General features: G+C 66.1%; 1 protein-coding gene. It reads left to right on the top strand.

Going from position 1 to position 1,223, the window contains the following annotated elements:
• Positions 1 to 1,223 (top strand): aldehyde dehydrogenase family protein (locus tag EN969_RS31795; RefSeq protein WP_127419772.1); only part of this gene is annotated, 1,223 nt, incomplete at both ends.

Below are 1,223 nucleotides of genomic sequence, written 5' to 3' on the forward strand. Positions count from 1 at the left end.
ATGCCGATCTCGACAGCGCCGTCGAAGGCCTGGTCGACGGCATCTGGTTCAACCAGGGCCAGGTCTGCTGCGCCGGTTCGCGGCTCCTGGTGCAGGAAGGCATAGCCGACGCCCTGATCGCCAAGGTCAAGACGCGGATGAGCCGGCTGCGCGTCGGCAGCCCGCTCGACAAGAACACCGATATCGGCCCGCTGGTCGATCTGACCCAGCTCGAGCGCGTCAAGGGCCTGGTTGCCGAAGGCGCCAGACAGGGCGCTGTTTGCTGGCAGCCGGATGCCGGGCTGCCGTCCTCCGGCTACTACCATCTGCCGACGCTCGCCACAGGTGTTTCGCCAGCTAACATATTGGCGCAAGAAGAGGTGTTCGGCCCTGTTCTGGCGACCATGACCTTCCGCAACACCGAGGAAGCGATCGAGCTCGCCAACAACACGCGCTATGGCCTCGCCGCCTCGGTGTGGAGCGAGAACGTCAACCTTGCCCTGCACGTCGCGCCGCAATTGAAGGCCGGCGTGGTCTGGGTCAACGGCACCAACATGTTCGACGCCGCCTGTGGCTTCGGCGGCTACCGCGAGAGTGGTTTCGGTCGTGAGGGCGGGCGCGAGGGTATGTTCGAATATCTCACGGCAAAATTGCCGCTCGGCCCGGTCATCAAGCCGGCGACGATGTCGGCGCAACCGGTCGAGCAGGCCGACGGCGCGGCAATCGACCGTACGGCAAAGCTGTTCATCGGCGGCAAGCAGGTACGGCCGGACGGCAATTATTCGCTCGCCATCGCCACCGCCAAAGGCAAGCTTGCCGGCGAAGTTGGGCTCGGTAGCCGCAAGGATATCCGCGATGCCGTCTCCGCCGCCCGCGGTGCCAAGGCCTGGCCGGAGGCGACCGCCTATAACAGGTCCCAGGTGCTCTATTATCTGGCCGAGAACCTTTCCGGCCGCGCCGGCGAGTTCGCCGCCCGTCTCACCGAATTGACCGGCGCCACGCCCAAGGCCGCGCGGGAAGAGGTAGAACAATCCATCGAGCGGCTGTTCCTCTATGCCGGTCTGGCCGACAAATTCGAGGGCCGCGTGCACCAACCGCCCGCGCGTGCCGTGACATTGGCGCTGCACGAGCCGGTCGGCGTCGTCGGCATCGTCGCGCCGGATGCCTCGCCGCTGCTCGGCCTGATCTCGCTGATTGCACCCGCACTTGCGATGGGCAACACCGTGGTCGCAGTGCCGTCGGAG

Origin of the sequence: Mesorhizobium sp. M7A.F.Ca.CA.003.01.2.1 (assembly GCF_003998945.1) — a bacterium.
GTDB lineage: Bacteria > Pseudomonadota > Alphaproteobacteria > Rhizobiales > Rhizobiaceae > Mesorhizobium > Mesorhizobium ciceri.